We start from the raw sequence: 24,182 nt of genomic DNA on the forward strand, positions 1-24,182 counted from the left end.
ATGCGGTACACAACCTGTATCTCTTTTATAAATACATTATATTGCAATCATTCTTTTTGCGCTGCTTCAAATAGGCAGCCGGCGGACAGGGTTCATAAGAATCAACTATCAAAAACAAGATTGACAAATCCGTGCTACAAGCGTAACACATATAATGTATTACGTTTGTAACACGGAGGTAGTAAAATGAGTTTGGCAGAAAAGATATCCAATGCGGAGCTTGAAATTATGAGAATCCTATGGCGCGAGAAAAAGCCCATATCGTTTACAAACATCCGCGTTGAATTGCAAAATACAAAAGGTTGGGAAAAATCCACAATCAATATCCTGATACGCCGCCTTGCAGATAAGGGGGCTATTACTGCGCAAAAACAAGATGTACTGTATTATACTCCAAATATTTCCGAGGCGGAATATATTCAGGCTGAAGAGCAGAACATGATTGACAAACTATATGACGGAAACGCAAAAAACTTTGTCGCCGCGCTTTGCCACCGCGGTAAATTATCCGAAGCTGACATTGACGAGCTCAAAGCATATTTTCAAATGGGAGAAAATGAGAAATGAACGCATGCCCCGGCTCTACCGCAATACTCTTGCACCCACACCCATGCTCATCGGGATGTTACGTCCTGTTATCCTGCTGCCGGACAGGGAATATTCTGAAATACAGCTTCAAAATATTCTTCTTCACGAGCTCACTCATTTACGGCGGCACGACCTGATTGTAAAGTGGCTATCGGTACTGGAGGGCGAGTTGCATTGGTTTAACCCCGTTGTTTACCTTGTGCGCCGTGAAATAGACCGGGCTTGTGAACTGGCTTGTGACGGAGCGGTAATAAAGTGCCTTGATACCGTTGGCAGGCAGAATTACGGCGATACTCTGATTGCAATGGTAGCCGAAGCCAAAACACCGAAGACAGTTTTATCCACAACTATGTGTGAGGAAAAAAAGGCTCTTAAGGAGCGGCTCGGCGCAATTATGAAAAGTAAGAACTTCACGCGAAAGGTGCTAATATTTTCTTCTGTATTCTTTGCAGCAACCCTCTTCACTACTGTACTTTTGGGCGCTTCCGGAATGCAAAAAAGTTCCCCAAACGATGGCAATTCGAGTATCGAATCCATTGCCTGGGAGGTTATAAATAATGAAATTCTTAATTATGAACAGACTTCCGAAGTTGAAATAATTGATAGCAAAATTTCGTTTTTAGAACTGGTAAATGAATTCGATAATCTTGCCGATAGAACCATATATGTATATCTACTGGAATACCGCCTGTTGCCGAAGGATTTAAGCAAGGTAATATTAGCCGGAGGTATGCGTATAGATGAAAAAGGCTGGCTTACAGAATGGAGCAGTATGGGGCAGCCATTAATTGTCGTATTCGAACAAGAAGGTAACGCGGAATTAATTGGCCTACTTCGGACGGCAGAGATATCAGAAAAAAACGGAGGTTTAGAGGCGGCGGTAAAAGCTTTACTGGAAGAGAACGGATTTAATCTCTCCTTTGGCGAAAGCCCTGATACGCCTAGGCCTTTATTATTTTGATTATTTGGAGTTTGTCGCATGGGCTTTTGCTGTAAAGAGGTTTCGACTCAAGAACATAGGACAATCACAACAGAAATTAACGGGCGGTAATTACGCCCATTTTTTCTTCGGCGCCTTTCAGGGATTTTCCCTTAAGGTGTTTTTTATCCATATCTTTGACCGCCGTTTTATCACATTAACCTAAAAGTATATCCTGGTTTTTTATTCAAATATAGTTGCTTATAACATGACTTTCTGTTGTCATGTTACCGTAGTATAATTAACCATGAGGTGATTGTATGCAGATAAACAGGCTTTTTGAAATTGTGTATTTGTTACTGGATAAGAAAAGCACAACAGCCAAAGAGCTGGCAGAACGCTTTGAGGTTTCTGTCAGAACAGTATTGCGTGATATTGAAATACTGTCGGCGGCGGGCATTCCCATATACACCGTGCAGGGTAAAGGCGGGGGTATCTCTATTTTGGATAACTACGTCTTGAACAAAACTACCATTTCAGAGGAAGAACAAAATCAAATACTATTTGCCTTGCAAAGCCTGACATCCACCGAGCATATTGATGTCAGCAATATCCTTTCAAAATTGCGGACTCTTTTTGATAAAACAGATACAAACTGGATTGAGGTTGATTTTTCACGCTGGGGGAATGCAAAGCGGGATAAGGAACGCTTTGAGATACTCAAGCTGTCAATTATAAAAAAGCAGGCTATTGAATTTACCTATTCAAGCACCTACGGAGAAACAACAAGCAGAATGGTATATCCTCTAAAACTTATTTTTAAATCAAAGGCATGGTATTTGCAAGGCTACTGCCTTTTAAAACAGGATTACAGGACCTTTAAGATTAACAGAATATCAGCTGTTAAAGTAATGCCGGAAACATTTGCGGACAAGGAACTTTCACCGCCTGCCATAGAAACACCGGACGCCTCATCAGAGGCGCTTATCCATATCATAATGAAATTTTCTTCTTACATGGCCCATAGGGTCTATGATGAATTTGATACAAAAAATGTTATAAAAAATGAAGACGGAACATTTCTTGTATCAGTTGACTTACCGGAGGATTATTGGCTGTATGGATTTTTGCTGTCCTTTGGAAGGGCTGTTCAGGTTTTGGATCCCCAAAGCGTAAAGGATAATTTGCTGGGGGAAATCGAGAAGATAAAAGATTTTTATTAGAGCACATAACATGAAGTACTGTTGTCATGTTATGTGCGGTATGATAAATATGCAGTCAAAGACACTAAAAATGCTGGTTCAGCCATGAAATAAAGTTATCGCCAAAGCCCTTCCAACGGGCAGTACAGATGGAATGTACGGAACAAGCACAAATGGGAGTAAAGTTAAGAAGGAGGTTAACCTATGTCAAGACCTGCAACAAAGCCGGATTTAATTAAAACGGCAAAGGAACAGTTTGAAAAGCTGGAACAGCTCATTGACACTATGACGGACCATGAGCAGAATGCCTCCTTCAATTTCGGTAACGGCTTCAATAAAAAAGAGTCACACTGGGATCGGGATAAAAATCTGCGGGACGTATTGGTCCATCTTTACGAATGGCACCAGTTGCTGCTAAATTGGGTGAAAGCCAATCAGGGCGGGAAACCAAAGCCCTTTCTGCCGGAGCCCTATAACTGGAAGACATATTCCCAAATGAACGTGGGGTTTTGGAATAAACATCAGGCTACGCCATATGCCCAGTCGCAAAAAATGGTCAAAGAAAGCCATACCGCAGTAATGGCTATGATTGAATCATTTTCAAATGAAGAATTATTTACAAAAAACCATTTTTCGTGGACAGGAACGAGTACACTTGGCAGCTATTGCGTTTCAGCCACTTCCAGCCACTATGACTGGGCGATGAAAAAGGTTAAGAAGCACATCAAAACCTGCCGGTAATGGCTTGAAAATATGTTGTGAAGCTTCAGCCCAACTTAGAGGCGTTGACAAAGCCTATATTCCCAAAAGCAGATGAATGTTGGTAAATGTTTATGCAAAGCAAAAGGGCTGTTTCATAAGTCAAACTTATAAAAAGCAGTCTCCACAAAACATATTAAAATAATGAAATTAAGCACCTCGCTCCACATAGTGAACTGCTCCCTTTATGAGAGACGGTGAAATATAAAAACACTGTTAATCATGAAGGGAGCAGTTCATAGATTAGGAAACGGGGTGCTTTTGTTCTGGCTTTAACCCACTGAAGTGACTAATGCCACAGCCCCTTTTTAACAGATTAATATTATATGGATAACGTGTTCCAACTTTAGAATAAGGTTATTGCACATTATCGGACAATTGCGGACTTGACATCATTACGATAATACCAAACCATTGTTATTTCTTTTCCTTTACTGGCATCCACAATTCCATGTAGTTCCCGTCAGGAGAACTGTCGTAGTACACTTCGGGAGAATAAACATCCATAGTCAATCCGTGTTTTTCAAGCCAAAGACCGCTATATTTTACAGCCTTATTAATAGCTACGGTTACAAGTTGTTCAAAGTTTTCTGCCTCAAATCCGCAGACAATATATTCTCTTGCCGGAAGTTCCCAATTAACAAAGCGGGCATCTTCTGCTCCTTGTGCCACTTCCGCACCAGCAAAGTAAGTAAAATACCCTTCAGGTACATCTCCAAGATAAGCAACTCCCAGTTCACGGCTATCCTTTGCCCGAGGAATGGTATGTTTTTCTTTGTGGAATTTTTTCCAGACCTCACCAGGCATATCCACACCTGTAGCTTCACCAAGCGGCATTTGCCCCTCAATTGGAATAATTCCTGTTACACCCATAAAAGGAATTGGCTCAGAGATTGTTTTACGGTTAAACTCCAGCACAAGGCCATCGCTAATAAGCGGAACACCTTCGTCAATCATTGTGTAGTTTAACAATAAGTCAGGCTTATCAAACTGATTAAGCATCACCGGATGCTCGCGGTATTCTTCCGGCGTCATTTTGTAGGCTTCTTTGAATGCCCTTGTAAATGTCTCATGGCTTCCAAATCCGCAGTCCAGCGCAATATCCAAAATGCGGCGTTGTTTATCGGCAAGCAACTCGCAGGCGCGGGCTAATCGGCGCAGCTTTATATATTCTCGAAATGGTCTTTTAACAAGACGTGAGAACAAGCGCTGATAATAAAAAACAGATAATGATGATTCTTTCGCAATCTGCTCAATATCAATCTCCTCACTCATATTTGCTTCAATGTAATCCAATGTTTTTTGTATAGATTCCCATGCGTGCATGATATGCACCTCCTTTTATAGATAGCATATCACCCAATACAATTTGTGCGCTTGACCTGCTCTGCTCTTATTTTACACTTTTTCTCTTTGGCACCCGTTATAGCCATAATTATTGCAACTATTATATCAGGATTAAAGAATTTTCGGAAGTCAGCCAAAGCTTCCTTCGAACACATTTTCAATATTGCCCTCCTCTGGTATCCAACCTGTACCTTTTTTATAAATACAATTATATTGCAGCCATTCTTTTTGCGCTGCTTCAAATCGGTAGCTGGCGGACAGGGTGCATAAGGAAGCAACTATAGAGGAACAACATAAAAGACGGTCAACATACGAGATATATACGACTTTGATGCCTGGTCAATTCTTTCTCAATCTTGCCTTTTATTATTGACCACTTCGGTCGGTTGTGCTATACTGCAGATACCGACCAATATGGTCAATCTGTAAAAAGGACGTGGTAAAAATGCACGAAAACTTCATCAGCCTAAAGGAAGAAAAGCGGGATGTTATCATCAATGCAGCTCTGATGGAGTTTGCTACAAAGGGCTACGATCTAGCCTCTACCAATGAGATGGTAAAGGCGGCGAGCATCTCAAAGGGGGCGCTGTTCCACTACTTCGCCAGCAAAAAGGACTTGTTCCTGTTCCTCTGCGACTATGTGTTCGGGGTGGTCAGCCGGGAATTCTACGAGCAAATCGGCCACTGCGGCGGCGACCTTCTTACCCGTTACCGCCGGGCTGCCATGCTAAAAGGAACGGTTTACCAGCGCTACCCCCCTATCTTCGAGTTTATCAAGCGGCTGACCACAGAAAAGTCAGCCGAGATCGCCGCCGAACTGAAAGAGCGGCTTGAGAAGATGATGAGCTATGGATATGAGTGCCTGCTGGGCAACTTGGATATCTCTTTGTTCCGGCAGGATGTGCCGTCGGACAAAATCCGGGACTTGATTATCTGGGCGCTAGAAAACTACGGCCACCGTTCGTTGGAATTGATTGGAGATCAAAAAGTTGAGGACATCAACGTGGAGGCCCTCAACGCCGACTTTGACAAATACCTGGATGTGCTGCGCAAATGCTTTTACAAACAGTAAGGAGGGAAAAGATATGTCTGCTATCAAAATTCATGGTTTAATCAAGCGGTTCGGTAAAACTGCCGCCTTAAACGGCCTTGAGCTTTCCGTACCCCAGGGCAGTATTTACGGTTTTATCGGCCCCAACGGAGCAGGTAAATCCACTGCCATCCGCATTTTGCTTGGCTTGCTGAAAAAGAACGGCGGGCAGGTGAAGCTTTTAGGCGGCGACCCCTGGCAGGATGCGATGGAGCTGCACAAGCGCCTGGCCTATGTGCCCAGCGACGTACAGCTCTGGGATAACATGACCGGCGGCGAGGTCATCGATTTTCTTGGCCGGCTGCGGGGGAGCTATTCCAAGGAGCGCCGGGAGCAATTCATCGACCGCTTTGATCTCGACCCCACTAAAAAATGCAAAGCCTATTCCAAAGGCAACCGCCAGAAAGTGGCGCTGATCTCGGCTTTTGTGTCCGATGTGGAGCTGCTTGTCCTCGACGAGCCCACAACCGGTCTCGATCCCCTGATGGAGGGCGTATTCCAGCAGTGCATCAAAGAGGCGCGGGACGCTGGAAAGACAGTCTTTCTCTCCAGCCACATTCTTTCGGAGGTGGAAGCCGTCTGCGACCAGATCGGCGTCATCCGTGGGGGGAAAGTTATCGAAGAGGGCAGCATGGAGGAACTGAAAGCACTCATCCATAAACAGGAACCACCCACATTGGAAGCGCTGTTCTTAAACTACTACAAGAAGGATGCTAAAAAGGAGGGCTTAAGGTGAAGAGATATTTTCACGGCACACTTTCTCTAATGAGGCTGTACCTGCGGCAAAACCGCATCTTCACCCTTGTATGGCTGCTGCTACCTGGGGCGTGGGTGGCGATTAACACAGTGTCGTCGCTGGTGCTGTTCCCCACCCAGGAGGCCCTCATAGAGATGGGTGTCAGCCTCATCGATCCCCTTACCGTGGCCATGCACGGCCCGCTGCTGGATATCTCGGTGGCCGGCTTCGTCACCTGGCGCACCAAGGTGTTTTTGGCGCTGGTCGGCGGAATTTTCAGCATGGTCTATATAATTCGCCATACCCGGCTGGCAGAGGAACAGGGCAAGAGGGAATTGCTCGGCGCCAACGTCACCGGCAGCCTGGCGACCCTGGCAGCAGCGCTGGTGAGTATGGTCTTAATCAACGCCATGGCGGCGGTACTGACCATATTCGCAATGATTGCCCTTGGCCTTGGATTCGTTGGCTCACTGGCTCATTGCCTGGGCTTTTTCGCTGCCTCCTGTGTGCTGGGGATTGTGGCGGGGGTAGTCGCGCAGTTCTTTGTGAGCGCCACGGCGGCCCGTGGGATGTCCTTTGGCCTGTTGGGGCTGTTGTTCGGCCTGCATATTTTGTGGAACGTGAGCGGCGGGGAAAATCTCCTGGCTTTCCTCAACCCGTTGGAGTGGCCACTGCTTATCCGCCCCTTTGCGGTCGAACGGTTCCCTCTGCTGCTGATTCCGCTGGCCTTGGGCGCAGCGCTCATGGCGCTGTCCTTGTGGCTGACGGCGCGGCGGGATGTAGGCGCGGGGCTTGTACCCCAGCGACCGGGACGGGCTTTTGCCAAGCCGAGCTTGCGAGGTCTTTCCGCCCTTGCCTGGCGCAACCAAAGGGGGCTGTTTCTCGCCTGGTTTTGCTTCTACGCCATCTTTTCCTTAGCGCTGGGCTATGCCAGCTATCTGATGGTGAGCGCGGTCAGCTCGGCGGAGGCGTTAGCCGGACTGATTGAGCGGCTGGGCGGCATAGATCGGGCGTTTTTATCGCTGATGCTCTACGTTTTCGGAATACTGATCTCCGTCTATGTGATGATGGCGGCGGGCATTCTGCGCCGGGAGGAAGCGGTCAAAGGAGAGACACTGTTGTCCATGCCCCTGCGCCGAGAGAAGCTGGTTTTGAGTCATATGGCCTACATTTTCGGCGGCTCGGCGGCCATTCTGCTGGTGTCCGGCTTCTGCGTGGGCCTGGGTGCAGTAATTGGCACCGGGGACAGCGGAGCGCTTTCTCGGCTCTTTTTTGAAATGGCGGGGATGATCCCTGCGATCTGGGTCATTGGCGGTATCGCGCTGCTGCTCTTCGGCGCACTGCCGAAGTGGATGACCGGGATCAGCTACGGCCTGCTCACCCTGTTCGTCCTGATGGAGATTTTTTGGGAGCAGCAGCAGATTCCCGAAGTACTCTACGCCCTTTCGCCTTTCTCCTGGATCACGCCGCTGAAAGCCGTCCAGCCGGCAGCCGCGCCGCTGGTGCTGTGTGTTGTAACAACTATACTGGCCGGAACGGGGATTGCCCTGTTCCGCCTAAGAGACGCGGCGCTGTAATATTGGAAAGCAGGACGACTAAGGATCATTCGCTTTGATTAAACTGAGCCACATGTAATTTTATGCGTTGTTAGCAGGTCTTACCACCAAAGCTGATCACTTCGGGTCAAGTTAGCCGAAGTGCTGAAACTATGCTGAAAATCTAAATAGCTGAAAAGGGCGGCTCACATGAACCGCCCTTTTCTACATATCCGCCTGTATTATTGGTTTTCCCGCAGCCGCTGCACCACGCTTTCCCGGGAAATATTTTTATACACCCGGATAGGCAGTATGCAGGCTAGAAGCAGCAGTACCGGGAAGCAGATCATAAGAGGCGCAGAGGTGAATTGATAGGTATATGCGGCGCTGCCCTGGGTTATGGTGTTTACGGTAAAGTAGCTGACTATATAGCCTATTGTTACAAAAGCAATCAGTACCAGCGCCATATAGTATATGCCTTCCAATACAAGCATCTTTTTGCCTTGTTTGGCGGTCATGCCCACGCTCTGGAGCATGGCAAGCTCCTGTTTGCGGGAAAAAATGTTGGTCATGGTGGTATTGACGAAATTCAGCATACCGATCAGTAAAATCACGGTACACAGCGTAAAGCCGATGAGGGCCAATTGCTGGTTGTCACTTTTCATCTCGTCAATGTAATCAGCCCGGGAACGAAAGTCCACTTGAGGATGCCCTACAAGCAGCAGCTCAATTTCTGCCTGAAGGCGGTCAATGTAGGCTTCCTCCGCGATGACCGTAGCCGACATGATATCGGGGTTTGCAAGTCTTTCAAACTCCGAGGACGGAAGATAGACGGAAAACCCGGGCATGGAAACAAAATGGGCGCCTAAAGAATTGAGTGCATGATAATCCACCCGGCCCATGACCTCATAGCTGCGTTCTTCTCGGTCCTTACCCTCCAAAGAGAATGTGACGGTATCACCCACCCGGACCATGCCTTCACCGTCAAATCCAAGCAGCAGGTAATCCCCGGACAAAAACTTCTCCCGTTCAAAGGTTCCTTCGACCATATTTTCCTCCAGCTTATCCAGCCAATAGCTGTCAAAGCCGTAAACCTGGGCGTCTATGAAATCCCCGTAGGCGCTGAAATCCGTCTTTTCAATGATTTCCTCGACTTCCTGCTCCGTCAGGGAAGGCTTCTTAGACAAAATCCTTCTGCGCTGAGAATTAATAAGGCCGTCCTTGATATTTCCCTCTATGGGAGCAAAGCCGTTGGCATAATAGACTTTGGCAACCTCCTGTACGCCGTCCAGTTCCTTCACGTCCGCCAGCAAGTCTCCGCTTAATGTATAGCTTGGCGCATAAGGCCTGGCAAAACTGAAATAATCCGCGTCGGCAATCAGAAAATCACCGTTAATATGGCTTTGCAGAAACTTGTTTACGTCAAAGCTGTTAACCAGAGTATAGACAATGTTGAATAAAATCAGCCCCACAGACAGGGAAGCGATGACAAGGGATGCCTTTTTCCTGCTGCGGAAAATATTGGACCAGGCCATGCGGGATATTTTGGCCCCGCTGCTGCCGCCTTTTGTCTTTTTTGCAGGAGCTGCGGCAACGCCCGTATACCGCACCGCCTCCACGGGAGTTACCCTACCTGCTTTTTTGGCGGGGCCGTAGCAGCTTACAAGAACCGTAAAGAGGGCCAGCGCCGCCCCCAGCAGGAAGATCCAGGGATTTGGGGGCGCCGGCATGTAGTCGATGCTGAGAAAGCCAAGCAGCACGGGGATCATCACTATGCCCAGCAGATACCCAAAGATAAGGCCTGCAGGAATACCGGTGGTGCAGAGCAGCAGCGCCTGAAAGTTGACGACGCGCATGAGCTGCTTTTGCGTAGTACCGATGGTTTTTAAAAGGCCGTAAAACCGCACGTCCCGCATAACTGAAATGTAGAAAATATTGTAGATGAGAAGATAGCCGCTTACCAGTATAATGGCGATAATAACTGCCATTGCCGCGATGATTCCCGTGTCCGCGCCCCTTTTGCCGTAAGCCCCGTTAAATAGGACACCTGCAGCCTCGGCGTCAATTCCGGTATCTTTGAGGATGGTATTGACATTTTCCTCAAGCTCGGACAGCTTTCCGTGTATATTGGCGGTAATCTTGGTTACACCGTAATAACCGCCGCCCAGCCGTGTTTGCGCCGGATCCACACCCTTAAGCAGTTTGTCTGCCAGAGCGTCGGATATATACAGCATCCCGTAGGGCTGAAGGTTTAAGTCGTTGTCCCAGAATCCGCAGACGGTAAAATCCATGCTGTAAGGGGTACCGTCCACCTCAAAATCCAGGCGCACCACCTGCCCCAATTCCCGGGGCAACCCCATGGCGTCTAATATCCAGCTCATTAGGGCAATTTCGTTTTCCCCTTGGGGCAGCCGGCCTGTCGCCGGCTTGCTAAAGGTAAACCCGGCAAAATTCTCGTCTGCCGTATGAATTTCTCCCTGGGCCTGGCGGAAGGCTCCCTCAGCCGTGACGGTAATAAGCCTTGACAGGCCGTATTCCTTAATCAGCGGGTGTTCAGCCACGCGCCGGGCCTCGTCCTCGGTGAGGTATTGAAAATCCACCTCCGTACTGCGCCCGTAACTGTGTATCAGCATCTGCTGCATACCGTCGGAGAGGCTGATGCCAATGGTGAACACCGCCGTAATCAGAACGGTGGTCAGCACAATGGCAACCAGCGCAAATATGTTCCGGCTTTTGTTGGCCTGAAAGCTTCGTTTGGATAGCTTCATTACGACAGCCTGGTTATTGTTCCTCATGCCATCACCGCCCTTCCGTGGCGATTTTGCCGTCCTCGATCTGGATCACCCGGTCGGCAAGCTGGGCAATTTGCTCGTTATGTGTTATCATCACCATGGTCTGGTGGAACTTGGTGGATGTCATTTTCAAGACCCCTAAAACGTCCTGGCTGGTTTTACTGTCCAAGTTGCCGGTAGGTTCGTCGGCAAGAAGTATGGCCGGCTTTGTTGCAAGAGCCCGGGCAATAGCCACCCGCTGCTGTTGTCCGCCGGAAAGGTTGTTAGGCAGGCTGCTTTTTTTCTCTCCTAATCCCAGGGTTTCAATTATGCTGTCTACAAAACCTTGGTCTACGGCGTTTCCGTCCAGTTCAATGGGCAGCACGATATTTTCATAGACATTCAGAATTGGAACAAGGTTATAATTCTGAAATACAAAGCCTACATTCCTGCGGCGGAAGATGGTAAGCTGTTCATCGGTCATTCCTGAAATATCCCGGCCTGCCACAGTAACCTTGCCGCTGGTGGGCGTATCCAAACCGCCCAGCATATGCAGCAGGGTGCTTTTTCCCGATCCGGATGTTCCCACAACAGCCACAAATTCACCTTCCTGTATCTCAAGGTCAACGCCATCCAGGGCTCTGACCACATTGGGCTCTTTTCCGTAATATTTCTTTAAATGCTGTACTTTCAATACCGGCATACTATATGCCTCCTTTCTCTATGGTCTTATCATAACCCTTAGTTCTTACAGGCGCCTGACAGGTTAAGGTTTATTTCTTACAGTTTTGTAAGAACATTGAGAAAGTCGTATACAGTCCTGGCCTGGAGTCCACGAGGATATAACCTCCCTGTTTTTGAAGGATCAAGGATGCCAGATAGAGCCCTAACCCGGCTCCCTCTACGCCCTTAGCGCTCCGCCCCCGGTAAAAGCGCTTGAAAATAGAGTTCCACTCGTCAGGGTCAATGCCTATACCGCCATCGGTAATGCTGACTTTTGTATAGATAGGCAGGGTTTCCACAGATATATTGATTTCTCCGTCCTGTGGAGAATATTTGACGGCGTTTTCCAGGACATTTGTTATTGCCTCACATGTCCATTTGCGGTCCTGCAGCAAAGGAACATCCTCAAAATAATCCGTCTGAATGGAAATGTTTTTCCTGGCCGCCGCCGCCAGAACGGAGCTTATGCTCTCAGAAATGGTTTGCTTGATGCCTGCTGTAACCGGGGACAATTCAATTGCCCCTACCTCCAGCCTTGACATTTTTACAAGGCTGTCCATCATCCATTGCAATTTTTCCGTCCCCTTTTTTATGCGCCATAGAAATTCCTGCTGCTCTACGGCAGTGATGTTTCCCTCCAGCAGAAGGTCGGTATACATGGCAACGCCGGACAAAGGAGTTTTCATCTGGTGGGACATATCCGATATAAAGCTCTGGATAATTTCCTTCTCCCGCCTGGTTTGGGAGATATCCATGGTGTTCATTTGAATGATTTTTACGGCTTTATTTGTAACCTTGGAAAGCCGGCTGTCTTCTGCCCCTTCAAAGGGAATCTCTGCCTTCTTCTCCAGTACGCAATCTAAAACCATATCGATGGAATCGAAGGCTTTTTTAACATACCGGTAACTGAAAAATACGGTGAGAAAGCATAAAATAACGGCGATGATAATGGTAACTGCAAGGGCCATCCTTACACCCCTCCCGTCCAAATGTATCCGATGCCGTGAATAGTTTTAATGGTCCGGGGATTTTTCGGGTCGCCCTCCAGCTTTGCCCGCAGCCGGCTGATGTTGACGGCCAGTGTGTTTTCATCCACGAAATTCCCTTCATTGTCCCACAGGGAAGATAATATCTGTTCCTTGGAGAGCACCTGCCCGGCATTTGTCATTAAAAAAGAAAGGAGCCTGTATTCCGTGGCGCTGATGGGGATTTCCTCATCCTCCTTGAAAAGCTTGCAAAGATCGGTATCCAGCCTGAATTTGCCGCAATAGATAACATGGCGGCTTCCCTCCCCGGTCCGGCGGAGCAGAGCCTGCACCCTTGCCTTAAGAACAGAGAGGGAAAAGGGCTTTGTAATATAATCGTCGGCGCCGGCTAAGAGGCCGGACACCTCGTCGGTTTCCAGATCCCGGGCCGTCAGCATGATGATAGGAATTTTTGAATATGTCCTGATTTCCCTGCATAAATCTATGCCGTTTCCGTCCGGCAGCCCTAAATCCAGTATGACAAGGTCAATATTATGCTGCTTAAGCACCTGTTTCCCTTCAGTTATGCAGCCTGCCGCAAGGGTGATATAGCCGTCTTTTTCAAAGGTAAAGGCCATGCCCCGGCTTAAATTTTCGTCATCTTCCAAAATCAAAATACTTTTCATAGTAACCTCCGCCGTTATCTTCCCATGATTCTTTAGTTATCAACAACAAGTTCCTTATCTTCCAGCACTCCGCGGTGAATAAACACAAATTTGCCGCCGCCATTGATATAAGCTTTTATTTTGCCGATGTTCTCCATGACATATCTTTCTTTTTCCTCTTTTGATTTATTCTCTATTTCCTGCTGTTTGACGTTATGCTCCTCTAAAGTATAGATATTTGTTATAATAGTATAAGTAAATAAATCTATTACATCTCCGTTAAAGCGCCGTTTTTCAGCAGGTCTGCTTTTCTCTTCTTCCCTTTGCCTGTTTATTTCGGCTATGAGATTTTGAGGATCAAAATCATATTTCTCAAGTAATTCTTTGGTGCCAATCTCCCTGTCAGTTGCTATATCATAATTAACTGTATGTATTCCATAGGGTCCGGGGTTTTTTATTTCCATAATAACCGACAAAATACCATCATTTAAAAATGCTTTTGAGCCTATGAAAAGGGTCATATTCTGTCCATTCCCGATACGTTCCTCCATATCCTTTTCCAGATCAGAAAACATGCTGTTTATTTTTTGCGCTCCAGGCTTATTAATGTTAATGACAGGTACCTCATATATATATTGAGCCGTATCTCCGTTTGGAGCAGCCGCCTCCTTGTTCACTGCCTCCTTTATGGTTACAAGCTCTCCCACGCCTTGTATATCCGTCACTGCTCCCGTTAGTGCAGGAGTGCCTATTTTATTTTCTGCTTCTATGGATTGGTTTTCCTTTGAATTTTTTGTGCCTTCTGAACCCTGGCTATCTTTGCAGCCGGCTAGAACCAATACGGCAAATACAACTGTAATAAATATCAACTGCTTTTTCATTGGGCTGTCCTCCTTTTCGACTCCATAATTACCGCCGGGCTTCTATAGGTTAGAACCACTTAAGGCAGGCTATAAGGAGCACAAACGACTTCCGTTGAATCCGGTATAACTTTTGTTATATAGCTTTATATTGACATAACTTAATTATACAGCATATGTGGATCCTTAAGTAGAAACTTTCTTTTGATATTCAGCAGGTTGAATATCGGCTGCATTCTTGCCCCTTCTGGAACTCCTGAGTTGCTGCCTTAATGGAAAGTGGATTGTATACAGGCACTTTTACACCGCCTCTCTCTTCTGATTTTGGATGAGCCTGTCAGCGGACTTAACCCTGGGCTGAAGTGAAGGTTACGTATAATTGAAAAGGAGTGGATGAACACAACGCGAACCGCCTCTTTGACCGGTATTATCGCGTAACTTCCACGTATACTCCGTCAGGCGGTACCTGACTTGACATAGCTATTGCCAGATAGATTATCAAAGAACAGTCCATGTAAAAAGTAAAATAAGCCACGGTACGTCAATTATAGTTCGACTGCACAGCCAAAATTCAAAATAAACTAACCCTATTAAAAGCCTATTACCCGCTATATCGCAGGCTCCATATTATACCTCTTTATCCCTGTTTCGTTCACTGTCGCGAGCGTCGCTTAGGCGGGATTGGCCTGAAGTTCGCCCCTCACCGAGTTTTTTTAAATTTTTAAAAAACTATTGACCACAATGGTCACTTGAGTTTATTATTATAGTGACCATTGTGGTCAACAATGGAGGAAAGCGGTGGCCTGATGAATGAAACATTTGAAAACCTTGGACAAGATAAAAAAGAGCGTATATTAAACGCAGCATTGAACGAGTTTGCCAATAAGGAATATGCGGATGCTTCCACAAACAATATTGTGGCTGCAGCGCAAATCAGCAAAGGGATACTCTTTCGATATTTTGGGAGTAAGAAAAACCTGTATCTATACCTATATAAATATGTTCGAGACATTATGGATAAGGAAATTATGAGCCAAATAGACACAAGCAGCGGTGATTTACATTCTATTCTCAAACAGCTTGGAATTAAAAAACTGGAAGTGCTGAAACGCCACCCAGGAATGACGGACTTTATCGCTCAAGCAAAACGTGAAAAGTCACCGGAAGTCCGTGAAAATTTAGAGAAAATAGAGAAAGTCCGGGGCTACCAACTAAGAGAAAACTTTCTGTTTGACAATCTCAATATCAACCTTTTTAAACCGGAGTTCAGAGACGAAAATACAATCAAACTGATTCGATGGGCTTTTGAAGGGTGTGCAAAGGAGCTGCAAGATAACTACAAAGGGCAGGACATACAGGATACGGCAATCGATGAGCTAATGAACGACTATGAAAAGTATATCGAGATCATCAGGCAGGCGTTCTATTGTTAATCAATATGGCGAAGAACATATGGTTTTTTGCTAATTTGTCCACCGGAGGCTTTTCTCTGTCATATCTGTGAATTTCAATTAATTTTAATAGGAGGAATATTAATGAATAAGGAAACCATCAGTAGTGAGAATAGTTATGATCTTGATGGAGTGCTTGAGTACCGTGAAGGCACATACTCCACTCTTACGTTCAAGCGGCACTTTAAAGCGGATAAGGAGCGCCTATGGTGGGCGGTCAGCGACTGCCAAGGTGCGCTGCTCTGGTTAAATCCTGTCGATAAGCTGGAACTAACGGTTGGAGGTGCTTTCTCAATCAGGACCTATGACGAGAACAATCCTTCCGCGTGGACATCGGGGATCGTCACTGAGGTAGAGCCGCCAAACGTGCTCGAATATACGTGGAATCAAGGACCTTACGGAGGAGGCCCCGCCATGCAGTCGAAGGTACGCTACAAACTCGAGCCTAAGTTCGACGGCACAACGCTGACCATTACCCATGTATTATACGATACTGCAGGAGACAAGTATGCGGTCACTTTCCTCGCTAATTGGCATATGCACTTGGATGCCCTCACCCAGGTTTTGAGTGGAAAATATCAGAATTTTGCTGAATATATAGAGCGTCGGGCCGAGGAATCGGGCCTCTCACCCAGGGAGTTCTTGATGAATCTTGTTATAGGCTTGTATGGTGCTTATGCAAAAAAAGTGGGGCGCTCAAGAAGCTAGTATTTTCTGGTTTTTACCTGGAAAAGCACCTTACTCAAATGCGAAGAACCTTTTGGGAAGTGTTCCTGTATGCCCGCCCCCTTCACTCATAACTTCAAGGACGGAGCAGAAACGATTTTTCTTGGGACATTGAATCCGCCTTGCATTGGAATTTAGCCGGATGTCTATCATTAAATCAAGATAATCCGAACCTGTTTCCCATAGGAAATGGATTCGGATTTATCATTTATATCTGAAAATAAAAAGACGGCTGTAATTATACTGATCCTTTGCGGTCAACAGTGTGCCTTTCGGCACAAAAACATCTGCCCCACTTCAAACCTTAAGTTTGTGTACGGCAGCCTGACCAATTTTAACTTAATTTTACCTCTTCAATTTTTTTAAATCCATTTTCCTTCTTTAAAAAATATATGCTTTTTATTTTTATTTTTTGGGTTCCAATTATCTCTTTTACCTCATCAATCCCGGCTGAATTTAATCTTATGGACAGTCCGCAGCTTTGGGTTACTTCTCTGGGAGTAGGTATTATTGTCACACTGAAATTATTCTTCTTAAGATAATCCTCGGCCTGGAGGGCGAAATTTGTACTGTCAAAGGTAATAAAAACGTATTCTTCCATTAAATCACCTATAGTTTTATAGTATTTGATGCGTTGTTCATCTTTTCAACGATAGTATACATGTTGGTTATTGCGCCTATTTTAAGCTGTTCCTTCAGATTATAAAAATCAAGGCAGGTTCCGCAGGACATTATTTCTACTCCCCGGGACTGCAATTTTTCAAGGCTTTCTAAAACCGCCGAGCCTTCCGTTGTAAGCTTTACTCCGGAATTTACAAAAACAATAGTTTTTGGAATAGTATCTGCCTCGCAAAGGGCAAACATATAACTTTTCATTAAAGCTTCCCCTAATTTGTCATCTCCTGAGCCTAATTTATCAGTACCGGCAAAAATGACTAAATTTTTATCATCATCTGAAATAATGCATCTATCACCTGTTTTGGTTATGGTCACGTAAAAAAAGCCTTCTTTTTCTTCCATCTTTGATTTTCCGCCTATGCTTTCAGCAAACTTCTTAAGATTTTGCACTGCAACATCGTTATCTACTATTGTGGTGACTTCTGTATCTTCTTCTGCATCCAGCTCTTTTTTTGTTAATATAACAGGCTTAGGGCAGGCAAGTCCCCTGCAATCTATTGTTTTCATTAATCTTCCCCTCTTTTCATAAAGCTTTATCCATTTGAAATCATTATATCAATTATCCTCAAGTTTTATAATCAGTATACACATTTTTAATGAATTTATGAAGCAGTATTGATATAACAAATACCATACTTCATTAATATAATATAGTATGACAGTTATTGACTACTGAATTTTGTTGCATTTTAAACCAATAAAAAAAATATTTATATTTTTTGTTTTTCCACATGCAACATAATGTCAATTCCTGCATAGTTTATACTAGGAAATCGAAAGGAGGGGAATTTATGGAATACAAAGACTACTTGGATGCTGAATGTGTTGAGGAAGAAGAGCTCGAAGCTTGTGATGAAGAGTGCTCAGGCGGCCAGGGTGGTTCTGATAATAGAGCAAAAAGAAAATTAATAGAGGTGGAAGAGGTTATTGACTTCGGTACTGCCGAAACTAATGTTGAAATATGTGTGCCTCTTTGCCCTCCGGCTTTTGAGGTAATGGTCGATCTAATTACAAAGGAAGTTGTCTTCGACGCACTTGTAGCATCAAAGGGCAAGGTATTTATCAATGGAAGAATCTTCAAAGATATCCCTTATAAGACAAAGGAAAAGGTTTGTATACCTGGATGTGAAAATATAACAAAGGCAACATTCGGAGATATCAGACACGTAACAGTTGAAGTTCCCTTTGCTCTTTGCGTAGATGTTCCAAAAGCATGCAAAGGTCAAAAGGTTGTTGTACTTGACTACGAAGTTAACTCAGTAGAAATTCCTAACTTTACAAAATGCATAGCTAATAAATGTGTTCCTGTTTGCGAGCCGGCTTACCTTAAGAAGGATTCTTGCATGAGGAGATTATATAAATCAGTCACTGAAAAGGATTGCATCTCTGTAAAAGTTAAGGTTGTTAAAGATACAATAATCAGTGTACCAGTATTATAATAAATATCCAAATATAAAATAGAGGGGCCACCCCTCTATTTTATATTTTTTGACTTTTCAATGATTCTTTTCGCAATCTCTATAACAGGCTTGCATTCATCCATGCTTCTTTTCTGCAGATATCTGAATGCATCCTTTTCCTTCATATTATAACTGTCTATTAAGATACCCTTTGCCCGCTCCACCAGCTTTCTGGTTTCCAGTGTGGACTTAAGCTCTGTTATTTCGCCTTCTAAGGTTTTTAAATGTATGAAGCTGTTATAAACAAATTCAATAGTGCTTAATAATTGGACTTCGGAAATGGGCTTTATAATATAAGGATAATACTCATTCCCCATGCTGCCCACAAAAATATCATGAGTGCTGTCGGCTGTCAGCAAGACAGGAGCAAGCTTATCCTGCTGCGCGATCCGTGCCACCTCAAGCCCCTTCATACCCGGCATGTTATAGCTTACAATTACAAAATCCGGGGCAAGGCTTCTTATCTTTCTCATGAGAGAAGGGCCTTCGTCTTCTTCACAGGATATAGTATGTCCTCTGGAAACCAGAATATTTCTGATGATTCCTATATTCCTTTTGTTTTCATCTCCTATAGCAAATTTTAAACTCTCCATCGCCTCACCCTTAACCTTGAAGCTAAAATTTCGTTAGGTATTCCTCAATCTCCCATGGGGATATCCTCTTGCTGTATTCCTGCCACTCTATCATCTTTGCTTCCATGAACCTGGAGTATATATATTCTCCCAGAGCCAGCCTTAGTATATCGTCTTCCCGGAGGTATTTCAAAGCTTCATCCAGCGTTTGGGGTAAACTTGCGACATTGTTCTCTATCCTGTCTAAAACGTCCATCTCATAAACGTTTTTATCTATGGACGGCGGCGGCAATGTGCTGTTTTTTATACCGTCCAGTCCTGATTTAAGGATTACCGCCAATGCAAGGTATGGATTACAAGACGGATCCGGACTTCTCAATTCCACCCTGGTGGATTTTCCTCTCTTTGGAGGTATTTTTAAAAGCGAGCTGGAATTTTTTGAAGACCAGGTTATATAAAGGGGAGAATCATAGCCTGAAATAAGCCTCTTATATGAATTAACCGTCGGGTTTGTTATGGCTGTCAGCGCTTTTGAGTGCTTTAACAATCCTCCCATAAAGAAATAAGCCTCCTTGGATAAATGTATTTTATCCTTTGTATCATAAAAGGCGTTTTCATCATTTTTAAACAAGGACAGGTTGAAATGCAGCCCTGAGCCTGCCAGGCCGAAGGACGGCTTTGGCATAAATGTGGCATGAAGACCGTGACGCTGTGCTATGGTCCTTACCACCGCCTTGAAGGTCATGAGCTTATCGGCGGCGGACAATGCATCGTCGACCTTTAAATCAATTTCATGCTGTCCCGGAGCTATTTCATGATGAGAGGTATCAACTTCATATCCCATCTCTTTTAAGGCTACCACCATTTCCCTTCTTGCCGCTTCGCCCAAATCAACGGGGGCCAGGTCGTAATAACCGGCGTTATCGTGGGTAATGGTTGTAGGCCTTCCCCGCTCGTCGGTATGGAAAAGGAAAAACTCGCATTCAGGGCCCATTTTAACATCGTAGCCCAAATCCTTAGCTTCCTTTAACACTCTTTTCAATGCATATCTTGGGTCACCTTCATAGGGCTCTCCATCCAGTGTATAGACATCACAAATAAGCCTTGCGTCGTAGCCTGATGAAGTCCTCCAGGGGTAGATTACAAAGGTGGAAGGGTCGGGTTTTAAGTACATATCACTCTCTTCAACTCTTACAAAACCCTCTATAGACGAACCATCAAATATTATCTCTCCATTCAGAGCTTTTTCCAATTCTTCGATGGTTATGGATACATTTTTCATTATACCCAGTATATCCGTTATCTGAAGATGAATGAATTCAACTCCCGAATCGTGAGCACTTCTTAATACATCTTCTTTTGATAACTTTGCAGCCATTTCTTTTCCTCCTTTACATTTACAAAATCCATTTAAATTTATGATAAAAAGGCGCACTCAACAAACTCAAATTATGCTGAAGACGCCTATGCCTTGTAATTCTCCAATTGTGGTACGCTTATATTAAAAAATTAAACAGAATTGCCATTTTAATTTATTATATCAAATAATCCGGAATCTTCAATATAAATTTTATTTTACCACATATTCGTTAAAATCATGATAAAAATTATTTGAACTTGCATAATTTGTACCTAAAAAATACTACATTAATATATGATATTATTTTGCAGCAATATTATTGATTATTAACGTAATTTTACTGTATACTTAAACCCCAGTAATGATATAATGATGCCATACATTAAAAATATGCGGCGCTGCCGCAATGATGGCGACATTGAAACTCATTGCGGTGCAGTTTGCATGTTATAATGAATATACATCGTGGCAATAATTATTAGCTAAGAGAGGTTATTATATGAATGAAGATATACTAAAAAAAATAGACGGCATAGCATTGTATACTGTCATATATGCTGCAGTGTTTATGTTTATTTACCTTACACTGCCCTACATACTGCCCTTGGTTTTGGGAGCAATCATTGCCTTCCTCGCCCAATGGCCGATAAATTTCATTGAAAAAAAGACAAAGGTAAAGAGGAGAATAGTCGCCATTGTAGTGGTATTGATTATATTCGGAATTATATCCGCAGTGCTGTCATTTGCCATAGCCAGCATTGTCTCGGAGCTTGTGTCACTATCATCAATACTCCCGGAGCTCTATAATGAATTCAAAGTGGAAGCTTATAGATATCTTGACTTGGGTGCTCAATATTTCCAGAGCATTGACCCTGCAATAATAGAAAGCATTAAAGGAAATGCCAGCAGGATTTTTTCAGGGTCCTTTACCGTTGCAGTATTTATCGTAAACTTTTTGCTGAACATTTTAAAATCCCTGCCCGGTCTGGTAATGCTGATACTTTTTACGTTGATAAGCGGCGTATATCTGGCCATGGATTTACCTATGATAAAGAAAAGCTTTTATTCCTTATTTACCAAGGAAGACGGTAAAACTGCCAGAAATTTTTTGATCGAGGCAAATAAAATGCTGGGGGGCTATATAAGAGCTTATTTTATAGTAATATCCGTAACCTTCATTGAGACTTTGATAGGAACCCAGATTTTAAGAATAAAATACTCCATATTGCTGAGCCTTGTAACATCCATATCCGACATGCTGCCTGTTTTAGGGCCGGGAACTGTATTGATACCCACAGGTATTGTATATTTATTATCCGGCGACCTCGTTAAAGGCATAGGAATGCTTGTTATTTATGTCGTAACATTGGTTGTGAGGCAGGTACTGGAACCCAGAATTGTTTCATCTTCCCTCGGCATATATCCCCTTGCCATACTCATGGCCATATTCATAGGCCTTAAAGTATATGGCTTTGTGGGAATGTTCTTTTGCATCTTCTATGTAGTTTTCTTCATGGTTTTTCGAAATGTCAAATTAATTTAAGAGAAAAAAGCTGGGTCCATGGGATGATCTGATGGGCTCAGCATTTTTCATCTTAATTTTATAAAAAACATATCATCTATACCTACTAATTTTATGCCTATCTCTTTAGCTTTCTTTATTACCTCATCTGTGAAACCATTCTATCTAAATGTAAAGTTTACTTCCGCGCCTAAGTATGTTTGCTTTATGTTTTCCGCAAGGCTTTTATTCTGATCGAACTGTTTTAAATAATGAGGAATACTGCCTAGTACCGAATAGGCAATAAACCTATCCTTGTTTTACATATTTTGGAAAAAATCGATTGCTTCATAAAAGCTCATTTCATTCATTTTAAGAATTCCAGTTGCCCTTCCTAAAGGAGGTTTTTCTCAGACAAAATACTTTTTTGTATAAAGGACATGGAGTATATTTATACTCTAAAAAAGCCGGCTTCTCTTTTCTTCCGATAAACATATTTTAAGCGCTCCTAAAAATTATTCAAATCATAATTATAATAATTACGATTTGAATAATATACATATATTTAAAACTCAAGTATAACAGAAAATATATTTATATAATACATATGCATAACTTTATTGTGTGTGGAAAAAATTATACTAATATCTATAAAGGAGGCGGCAAAAATTATTTTATCAAATAAGAAATCTGTAATAGATATAAACGATAGTTTTCCTCACATAAATTTAGGCAAACACATTAAAAATTACGTTACATCCAATATGGATTCATCTTTTACTTCCCTGGTTTTTTTATGCATAGGCACCGATCGTTCCACCGGCGACAGCCTGGGGCCTATGGTAGGATATAAATTGAGTCATTTAAATTATAAAAATATCTGGGTTCACGGAAATTTAGAGAATCCCGTCCACGCAAAAAACCTGAATGAAAAAGTAGACGAAATACATTCTCTGTATACTCGGCCTTTTATTGTTGCAATAGATGCCTGTCTTGGAAATTATCAAAATATCGGCCATATCAATATAAGTGAAGGGCCCATTTATCCCGGAGCAGGAGTAAATAAAAACCTTTTGCCTGTGGGTAATATACATATAACGGGTACCGTCAATTCAGGCGGATATATGGAGTATTTTGTTCTGCAGAATACCCGGCTTAACATAGTTATGAAAATGGCGGATATTATTAAAGGCGGAATCATGAACTGTATTGAGGACTTGTACTTACAATTACAATGCAACAATATGTACACGGCAAAAAAAGAATCACTGGTTAATTACGTTTCTAATCAGGATTTATTTTAAAACAAACTGGAGTAGGTTTTATTCCTTAACATGCTGTCTATTTGATATGCATCCTTATTATCACCATTTATTAAAAATACTCCCGTATTGCCACTTGTCAATGAGCTTGCATTAATGGCTGCAATATGAGTATTATAGCCAGAGTAAATAACAACTTCGGAAGTTTTATTTTCCGAAAGCTTATAAACCTCATGTCCTGCTGCTTTCAAGTCCATATATAATTTTTCAAATCTATCTTCTACACTTATAATCAAAAATATCCACCTCCGTTTAGCTTAGTATCTCAGGAGATAGATATTTTTATACTCGGTTTCTTCATAATATATGTAAAAAATCATTTATATCTGAAGAGATTCAATTTCCAGCACTGAATTTAGCATTGTGAGAGTTCTATACAAGCTCTATCTTTTTTTAATGGCGTCCTGCAGGACAGTTTCTTCTTCATCGGACAGATCATATTTTGGTATTCCCTTGTCTACCGGTTTGGCATAGGTTGTACATTCATTTCTGCCGTATATGCCCGTCACTATAATTCCATCGTTGTTTGCATCGAGCATAGCTATGGAAAAGCTGAGGGCCGCCCCCATTTCATCAAAGGCCTTATACCTGATTATGCTTACCTTCTGAACGCATTTTTTCATCCTGCTGTCCATATCTTTATAGAGCTTGTCATTCTTGTCTACTTTGCCTTCCATTGCATCCAGTTTGGATACGAAATCCATCAGAAGTTCTTCCATGTTCTTATCCTTGTTTCCCCTCATGAATTTCCTATATCTTTTTGAAAGCTTTGAAATGGTGACTGCATTAATGATATTAATAACTAAAGAAACTATTAAAACAACAACTAATCCTGCAACTATATAAAATATGTAATCATTAACCAATCCTTCAATGATTGTCATTAGTTTCCCTCCAATTTTTATAAAGAGCAAAAAATTTTTTCTATTTTTTTAGAAAAATATCGCCTCTC

Annotated in this window: 25 protein-coding genes; 12 read left to right on the forward strand and 13 right to left on the reverse strand. The window is 43.4% G+C overall.

Going from position 1 to position 24,182, the window contains the following annotated elements:
* The first annotated feature begins 186 nt into the window (after nt 1-186).
* The 4 genes from OXPF_RS18255 (at nt 187) to OXPF_RS18270 (ending at nt 3,450) form a co-directional block, all read left to right on the forward strand.
* Nucleotides 187-567, forward strand: coding sequence for a BlaI/MecI/CopY family transcriptional regulator (locus OXPF_RS18255; RefSeq protein ID WP_054876652.1), 381 nt, complete (start codon nt 187-189; stop codon nt 565-567).
* Complete coding sequence (locus tag OXPF_RS18260; protein ID WP_054876653.1) at nt 557-1,549, forward strand: M56 family metallopeptidase; 993 nt, start codon at nt 557-559, stop codon at nt 1,547-1,549. The genes OXPF_RS18255 and OXPF_RS18260 overlap by 11 nt, the downstream gene beginning before the upstream one ends.
* 278 nt (nt 1,550-1,827) lie before the next feature.
* Complete coding sequence (locus tag OXPF_RS18265) at nt 1,828-2,730, forward strand: helix-turn-helix transcriptional regulator (RefSeq protein ID WP_054876654.1); 903 nt, start codon at nt 1,828-1,830, stop codon at nt 2,728-2,730.
* A gap of 183 nt (nt 2,731-2,913) precedes the next feature.
* Nucleotides 2,914-3,450: a ClbS/DfsB family four-helix bundle protein gene (locus OXPF_RS18270; RefSeq protein WP_054876655.1), complete on the forward strand. Its 537-nt coding sequence runs from the start codon at nt 2,914-2,916 to the stop codon at nt 3,448-3,450.
* A 435-nt stretch (nt 3,451-3,885) separates the two neighbouring features.
* Here OXPF_RS18270 and OXPF_RS18275 read toward each other — a convergent pair whose 3' ends face one another.
* Entirely contained in the window at nt 3,886-4,794 is a 909-nt protein-coding gene (locus tag OXPF_RS18275) for an AraC family transcriptional regulator (protein WP_054876656.1), read from the reverse strand.
* 29 nt (nt 4,795-4,823) lie between these two features.
* Nucleotides 4,824-4,976, reverse strand: coding sequence for a hypothetical protein (locus OXPF_RS22650; protein ID WP_160317266.1), 153 nt, complete (start codon nt 4,974-4,976; stop codon nt 4,824-4,826).
* Nucleotides 4,977-5,260: 284 nt separating this feature from the next.
* Here OXPF_RS22650 and OXPF_RS18280 point away from each other — a divergent pair, with 284 nt between their 5' ends.
* The 3 genes from OXPF_RS18280 to OXPF_RS18290 are packed head-to-tail and all read left to right on the forward strand — an operon-like array spanning nt 5,261 to nt 8,218.
* Entirely contained in the window at nt 5,261-5,887 is a 627-nt protein-coding gene (locus tag OXPF_RS18280) for a TetR/AcrR family transcriptional regulator (RefSeq protein ID WP_054876657.1), read from the forward strand.
* A 13-nt stretch (nt 5,888-5,900) separates the two neighbouring features.
* A complete protein-coding gene (locus OXPF_RS18285; protein ID WP_083480034.1) occupies nt 5,901-6,641 on the forward strand; it encodes an ABC transporter ATP-binding protein in 741 nt (246 codons plus the stop codon).
* Nucleotides 6,638-8,218: an ABC transporter permease gene (locus OXPF_RS18290; RefSeq protein ID WP_054876659.1), complete on the forward strand. Its 1,581-nt coding sequence runs from the start codon at nt 6,638-6,640 to the stop codon at nt 8,216-8,218. The genes OXPF_RS18285 and OXPF_RS18290 overlap by 4 nt, the downstream gene beginning before the upstream one ends.
* 200 nt (nt 8,219-8,418) lie before the next feature.
* On the opposite strand, the gene OXPF_RS18295 is transcribed toward OXPF_RS18290, so the two are convergent.
* The 5 genes from OXPF_RS18295 to OXPF_RS18315 all read right to left on the reverse strand — a co-directional run bounded on the left by OXPF_RS18295 (nt 8,419) and on the right by OXPF_RS18315 (nt 14,181).
* Nucleotides 8,419-10,971, reverse strand: coding sequence for an ABC transporter permease (locus OXPF_RS18295; RefSeq protein WP_054876660.1), 2,553 nt, complete (start codon nt 10,969-10,971; stop codon nt 8,419-8,421).
* A 4-nt stretch (nt 10,972-10,975) separates the two neighbouring features.
* The gene (locus tag OXPF_RS18300; RefSeq protein ID WP_054876661.1) at nt 10,976-11,650 is read right to left on the reverse strand and encodes an ABC transporter ATP-binding protein; all 675 of its coding nucleotides are present in this window, start codon (nt 11,648-11,650) and stop codon (nt 10,976-10,978) included.
* A gap of 70 nt (nt 11,651-11,720) precedes the next feature.
* Nucleotides 11,721-12,638: a sensor histidine kinase gene (locus OXPF_RS18305; RefSeq protein ID WP_054876662.1), complete on the reverse strand. Its 918-nt coding sequence runs from the start codon at nt 12,636-12,638 to the stop codon at nt 11,721-11,723.
* Between the two features lie 2 nt (nt 12,639-12,640).
* Nucleotides 12,641-13,321: a response regulator transcription factor gene (locus OXPF_RS18310; RefSeq protein ID WP_054876663.1), complete on the reverse strand. Its 681-nt coding sequence runs from the start codon at nt 13,319-13,321 to the stop codon at nt 12,641-12,643.
* 32 nt (nt 13,322-13,353) lie between these two features.
* The gene (locus OXPF_RS18315) at nt 13,354-14,181 is read right to left on the reverse strand and encodes a hypothetical protein (RefSeq protein WP_054876664.1); all 828 of its coding nucleotides are present in this window, start codon (nt 14,179-14,181) and stop codon (nt 13,354-13,356) included.
* Nucleotides 14,182-14,966: 785 nt separating this feature from the next.
* On the opposite strand from OXPF_RS18315, the gene OXPF_RS18320 reads away from it, so the two are divergent.
* Together OXPF_RS18320 and OXPF_RS18325 are read left to right on the forward strand one after the other, a co-directional pair.
* Nucleotides 14,967-15,593 (forward strand): TetR/AcrR family transcriptional regulator, encoded by a 627-nt coding sequence (locus OXPF_RS18320; RefSeq protein ID WP_160317267.1) that lies wholly within the window; start codon nt 14,967-14,969, stop codon nt 15,591-15,593.
* 102 nt (nt 15,594-15,695) lie between these two features.
* On the forward strand, nt 15,696-16,319 hold the full coding sequence (locus tag OXPF_RS18325; protein WP_054876666.1) for an SRPBCC domain-containing protein: 624 nt from the start codon (nt 15,696-15,698) through the stop codon (nt 16,317-16,319).
* A gap of 352 nt (nt 16,320-16,671) precedes the next feature.
* Here the strand turns inward: OXPF_RS18325 and OXPF_RS18330 are convergent, their stop codons facing one another.
* Together OXPF_RS18330 and yedF are read right to left on the reverse strand one after the other, a co-directional pair.
* On the reverse strand, nt 16,672-16,938 hold the full coding sequence (locus OXPF_RS18330) for a putative Se/S carrier protein (RefSeq protein ID WP_054876667.1): 267 nt from the start codon (nt 16,936-16,938) through the stop codon (nt 16,672-16,674).
* 8 nt (nt 16,939-16,946) lie between these two features.
* Nucleotides 16,947-17,522, reverse strand: a complete 576-nt coding sequence (gene yedF, locus OXPF_RS18335) for a sulfurtransferase-like selenium metabolism protein YedF (protein ID WP_054876668.1) — start codon at nt 17,520-17,522, stop codon at nt 16,947-16,949.
* Nucleotides 17,523-17,806: 284 nt separating this feature from the next.
* Between yedF and OXPF_RS18340 the strand changes: the two genes are divergently transcribed.
* Nucleotides 17,807-18,454, forward strand: a complete 648-nt coding sequence (locus OXPF_RS18340) for an SPOCS domain-containing protein (protein WP_054876669.1) — start codon at nt 17,807-17,809, stop codon at nt 18,452-18,454.
* A gap of 35 nt (nt 18,455-18,489) precedes the next feature.
* On the opposite strand, the gene OXPF_RS18345 is transcribed toward OXPF_RS18340, so the two are convergent.
* Nucleotides 18,490-19,068, reverse strand: a complete 579-nt coding sequence (locus OXPF_RS18345) for an ANTAR domain-containing response regulator (RefSeq protein WP_054876670.1) — start codon at nt 19,066-19,068, stop codon at nt 18,490-18,492.
* Nucleotides 19,069-19,090: 22 nt separating this feature from the next.
* Nucleotides 19,091-20,425, reverse strand: a complete 1,335-nt coding sequence (gene glnA, locus OXPF_RS18350; protein ID WP_054876671.1) for a type I glutamate--ammonia ligase — start codon at nt 20,423-20,425, stop codon at nt 19,091-19,093.
* A 481-nt stretch (nt 20,426-20,906) separates the two neighbouring features.
* On the opposite strand from glnA, the gene ytvI reads away from it, so the two are divergent.
* On the forward strand, nt 20,907-21,950 hold the full coding sequence (ytvI, locus tag OXPF_RS18355; protein WP_054876672.1) for a sporulation integral membrane protein YtvI: 1,044 nt from the start codon (nt 20,907-20,909) through the stop codon (nt 21,948-21,950).
* A gap of 584 nt (nt 21,951-22,534) precedes the next feature.
* Complete coding sequence (gene yyaC / locus OXPF_RS18360) at nt 22,535-23,212, forward strand: spore protease YyaC (RefSeq protein ID WP_242854451.1); 678 nt, start codon at nt 22,535-22,537, stop codon at nt 23,210-23,212.
* Here yyaC and OXPF_RS18365 read toward each other — a convergent pair.
* Complete coding sequence (locus tag OXPF_RS18365; RefSeq protein ID WP_054876674.1) at nt 23,209-23,466, reverse strand: YkuS family protein; 258 nt, start codon at nt 23,464-23,466, stop codon at nt 23,209-23,211. The two genes, yyaC and OXPF_RS18365, sit on opposite strands and share 4 nt — an antisense overlap.
* Before the next feature lie 147 nt (nt 23,467-23,613).
* A complete protein-coding gene (locus OXPF_RS18370; RefSeq protein WP_054876675.1) occupies nt 23,614-24,114 on the reverse strand; it encodes a DUF4446 family protein in 501 nt (166 codons plus the stop codon).
* Nucleotides 24,115-24,182 lie beyond the last annotated feature (68 nt).

The sequence above is a fragment of the Oxobacter pfennigii genome (assembly GCF_001317355.1).
Classification (GTDB): domain Bacteria; phylum Bacillota; class Clostridia; order Clostridiales; family Oxobacteraceae; genus Oxobacter; species Oxobacter pfennigii.